At 68.5% G+C, this 4,262-nt stretch carries 3 protein-coding genes; all 3 read left to right on the plus strand.

Translation table 11 applies throughout. The annotated features are described in order from the left end of the window. Positions 1–77 precede the first annotated feature (77 nt). The 3 genes from ACGFYY_RS42225 to ACGFYY_RS42235 all read left to right on the plus strand — a co-directional run bounded on the left by ACGFYY_RS42225 (position 78) and on the right by ACGFYY_RS42235 (position 4,262). A complete protein-coding gene (locus tag ACGFYY_RS42225) occupies positions 78–1,148 on the plus strand; it encodes a tyrosine-type recombinase/integrase (RefSeq protein WP_393717942.1) in 1,071 nt (356 codons plus the stop codon). Further along, positions 1,145–3,496: a tyrosine-type recombinase/integrase gene (locus ACGFYY_RS42230; RefSeq protein ID WP_393717944.1), complete on the plus strand. Its 2,352-nt coding sequence runs from the start codon at positions 1,145–1,147 to the stop codon at positions 3,494–3,496. The genes ACGFYY_RS42225 and ACGFYY_RS42230 overlap by 4 nt, the downstream gene beginning before the upstream one ends. A gap of 70 nt (positions 3,497–3,566) precedes the next feature. Next, entirely contained in the window at positions 3,567–4,262 is a 696-nt protein-coding gene (locus tag ACGFYY_RS42235; RefSeq protein ID WP_393717946.1) for a DUF6193 family natural product biosynthesis protein, read from the plus strand.

The raw sequence follows: 4,262 nt of genomic DNA on the forward strand, positions 1-4,262 counted from the left end.
CCTACAAGTTACGTGGAATCTGGTGTCGCAGGATGCGTCTCGTATCCTGCGGCGTTCCCACGTACTGAGGAGATCCTTTGGGCAGCGCGGTGGTGCTGGAGGAGAAGTGGCCGGTCCTGGGTCGGCATGAGCGGGCGGCTGAGTGGCTGCGAGTGTGGACGGATCTGGGGCGGGCCCCGCGCACGATCGATGCGTACGCGCGGGGTTTGGCCGAGTACCTGTCCGTCTGTGAGCGGGACGGCGTCGATCCGGTCGCCGCGAACCGACTGCAGGTGGCCGCATTCGTGAAAGAGCTGTCCACCCGGCCGAGCCGCAGGGGGAGCAACGTGGTCGCGCTGGACTCCGGGGTCGGCCTGGCGACCGCGACGCTGCAGCAGCGGCTGGTGCCGGTGCGGTTGTTCTACGACTACCTCATCGAGGAAGGCTTGCGGGAGTCCAACCCGGTGGGCCGCGGCCGCTACACACCCGGCCGCCAGTTCGGCGGCCACCAGCGGGGACTGGTCCCGCGCTTGACGAAGCTGCCGTGGATCCCGAGCGAGGAGCAGTGGCTGGACCTGTTGGACGTCGTGCGGGAGGAGCCGGTGCGCAACCGCGTCATGCTGGCGTTGGCCTACGACGCGGCACTTCGACGCGAAGAACTGTGCTCCCTGCGGACCGACGACCTCGACCCCGCCCACCGCACGCTTCGGGTCCGCGCAGAGACAACGAAGACCCGGCGCGAGCGCGTTGTTCCGTACTCGGCGGCGACCGGGGTCCTGTTGTCGGGCTACCTCGCGCACCGGGCCTCGATCAGCCGGGCTCGTGGCCCGCTGTTCCTGTCGGAGTCGCGCCGCAACTTTGGTCAGCCGCTGACCCTGTGGACCTGGTCCAAGGTGGTCCGGCGCGTCGCCCTCGCCGCTGACCTGCCGCGCTTCTCGACACATACCACCCGGCATCTGTGCTTGACCGACCTGGCAAGGATGGGCTGGGAACTGCACGCGATCGCCACCTTCGCGGGCCACCGCAGCACCGAGTCGACACTGGCCTACATCCACCTGTCCGGCCGGGACCTGGCGGAGAAGCTGAACCGCGGCATGCAGCAGATCCATTCCTGGCGCGTGGACATGCTCACCCGGGCTGCCCAGACCGCAGGGACGGTCGCCCAGTGACCGCCCAGTCGATCCCAACGACCGCACCCGTCTGGGCATGGCCGGTCGACCTCCCCGGGTATGACCGGCGGGGCCTACTCACCGAGGCTGAGGCGGAGGCCCTGCGGAACTGCAGCATCGATGAGGTCCGCCGCCACGACCTGGCCGCGGACCTCGTGTCTCTGCGGCCGGCCGCCCGGCTGGTCCGGCCGCTCGCTGATGTCGTTGCCGCCCTGCACTGGCCACTGGACGACCGCCATCAGCGCCGGTACGCACGCGATGCGGCAGGACTCATCCTCCTCCGCAGTGGCGAGCTCCGCCGGGCCTTCTGGGGTTGGTCGGTGCAGGACTGGGTGGACCTGATCAACGCGGACGGCGCCGAGTTCCGGCGTCACTGGGGCGGGCAGATCGGCCCCAATGCCCGGCCGTTCCTGATCGCCTATGCCTACCTGCTCGGCGAGTTCACGGCCTTCGAGCGGCTCGGTCGGTTCATGCGGCCGAGCCTGGCCCGCCGGGTGTTCGGGGCCGGGCCCGTGGATGCGGCTGTCGGGCAGGTCTGCACGGTGCTGGCCGAGTGGGGGTATCGCCGCGATGCCCAGAAGCTGGAGACGGTGGTCTGCCAGGTACTGCTGTTGAACCGCAGTCCGCGGCTGGAGGACCTGTCCACCGAGGCCCTGGGCGAACTACGTGAGAGCCCAGCGATGGGCGGGCAGTGGGGCAAGGACCTGCACGGCGTCCACCGGGCGGTCGCGGCGCTCGGCCACGCGGACCCGCCGAGGCCGAGCCACGAGGCCGGGCCGGCGGCGATGGAGGGAGTGCCGAGCGGATGGGCGGGGTGGGTCGAGCGGTGGTACGCGACCTCGACGCTGACCCCGAAGATCCGCAGGAGCTACCGCAGCGTCCTCGCGAAGATCGGCCGGTGGCTGGTTGCCGAGCACCCCGAGATCACCGAGCCAGGTCAGTGGACCCGCCAGACCTGCGCGTCCTGGGTCGCGGCGGTGGACCGGATGGCGGTCGGCGACTTCTCCCAGTGGACGCACGGCATGCGTTCGCAGGACCGTATCGGCAAACCGCTCACCGCGCAGTCGAAGTCCGGTTACCTCAAGGTGCCCCGCGCGTTCTTCCGCGACCTGCACGAATGGGAGTTGGTCCCGCGGCGCTTCGACCCCGCCCAGGCCCTGCGGACCCCACGGAGCGTCCGGGCGTTGATGGGCCCGGACCCGCGGGTGATCGCCGATGACATCTGGGCGAAGCTGCTGTGGGCGGGCCTGAACGTCGAAACCGGTGACCTGCCGACTTCGGACGGCCGCACCTACCCGGTCGAGCTGATCCGGGCCATCACCTTGGCCTGGCTCTTCGCCGGCCAGCGAAGTGATGAGATCGCCCGGCTGCGGGTGGGCTGCATCCGCTGGCAGCACGACGGCCTGCCCATCCCGGGTGACTCGGGCGAGGTCCTGGCCCGCGACGCGGTCTGCTTGCTGGACGTCCCGACCCACAAGACCGGCACCGCGTTCACCAAGCCCGTCGACCCGCTCCTGGGCAAGGCCATCGAGGCATGGCAGGCCGTCAGGCCCGTCCAGCCGCAGATGCTCGACCGCAAGACCGGCGAGTTGGCCGACTTCCTGTTCGCCCACCGGGCCCGCCGGGTCGCCAAGCACTACATCAACACGGCGATCATCCCGATGCTCTGCCGCAAGGCCGGCGTCCCCACCGCCGACGTCCGTGGCAACATCACCAGCCACCGGGCCCGGTCCACGATCGCCAGCCAGCTCTACAACGCCAAGGAGCCCATGACTCTGTTCGAGCTGCAGGAATGGCTCGGCCATCGCACTCCGGAGGCGACCGCCCACTACGCGAAGATCACCCCGAACACCCTGGCCAGGGCCTACAACGACGCCGGATACTTCGCCAGGAACGTCCGCACCATCGAGGTTCTCGTCGACCGCGACGCGGTGGCCTCCGGTGCCGCCGCCGCAGGCGAGCCCTGGCAGTACTACGACCTGGGCCACGGCTGGTGCACCTACAGCTTCTTCGAGCAGTGCCAGCACCGGATGGCCTGCGCGCGCTGCGACTTCTACACCCCGAAGAACTCCAGCCGCGGCCAACTGCTGGAGGCCAAGGAGAATCTGCAGAAGATGCTGGCCAATATCCCCCTCACCGACGACGAACGCGCCGCTGTCGACGACGGCCAAGCTGCCCTCGACCAACTCCTGGCACGACTCACAGACGTCCCTACCCCGGCTGGCCCGACACCTCGCCAGCTCGGAGTACCCGCGACAGCCACGTTGCTTCCGGTCGTCGAGGTCCGGCACAGCAAGCAGCCGGCGGGGAGCTACCAAGAGCCGTTCACGACCGGCGGCACCAACTGAAGGGTGAAGTGTGACGTCTCAATCTGCTCCGGACCTGGCCAGTCTCTATCCCGAACTCGGTCAGGACGGCATGCTCCAGATCGCCCTGCAGAAAGGCGTTGACCAGGCCGGATATCGGTTCGATGTGCTCCCCGAACGAGCTCCAGGGTGGAAGCGGTCAGGGGCCCGGGCGGACAGTGACAGCCGGACGACGAGCGTTCACCTGGGCATCCAGGAACGATGCTTCGTCATGAACTTCTGGGAACGCGGTGTCATGATGGCCAAGGGCACAACAACCAGCTTGAACGAAGCCGCCACAGCTACCGGGGTCTGGCAGTGCGGCGCCAACCTGGAAGATCTGCGATCCGCATGCCCGTTCGTCCGCTACAGCCCGCTCGCGGAGGCCCACGAGCGCGGCACCTCGGTCGAAACCATGTGGACGATCTACCGCCAGGCCACGGCGCCACACGTCGACCACGACCTTATCGAAGCGTCATACGCCCAGCCACAGCTGCGAGCCTTGTTCCCCTTCCACAGCCACAGGTCGCTGAACTTCAGCCGCTGCACCGGATTCCCCTACACCCACGACGTTCCAGTGGTTACTCCCGTCGACGGGAGATACCGCGTCACCTGGTGGAAGACCCGTTCGCCTCACGGACCTGCGGACATCGGAGAGGCTGACAACCCGCGTGACGCAGTCGCCTTGGTCGTCGCCCACCTTCCCGCCGAGTGCGGGCCGGCAGTCGCTGGCACTGCCAATGACCTTGACAAGTCAGATTCCACATAA

Origin of the sequence: Streptomyces sp. NPDC048331 (assembly GCF_043201215.1) — a bacterium.
Lineage (GTDB): Bacteria > Actinomycetota > Actinomycetes > Streptomycetales > Streptomycetaceae > Streptomyces.